Source organism: Shewanella sp. 4t3-1-2LB, from assembly GCF_017368415.1.
GTDB lineage: Bacteria > Pseudomonadota > Gammaproteobacteria > Enterobacterales > Shewanellaceae > Shewanella > Shewanella fodinae.
In genome coordinates, this window is record NZ_JAFNJD010000201.1 from 1 (window position 1) to 207 (window position 207).

The window sequence follows — 207 nt, forward strand, 5'->3', positions numbered from 1 at the left end:
GTGCTGTAGTCGTCAGCCGAATGAGCTTATCTTGTCGACCGAGTTTCGTGATAACTTCAAACTGTGTGCCTTTCTTCATCGGCATTAACCAGTGTCTGGCTTCGCCCGTTTGATGCCAACGATTTAGCAGTCCCAGTGAGTAAAATCCTCGGTCAAACAAGGTGAGTGAATTGTCGGGGGTGGTATCAATCAGTTGCTCTGCCAGCT

General features: G+C 48.8%; 1 pseudogene. It reads right to left on the bottom strand.

The features are described from left to right. A pseudogene (locus J3L11_RS19290) lies at positions 1–207 on the bottom strand (IS4 family transposase); the annotation flags it as partial.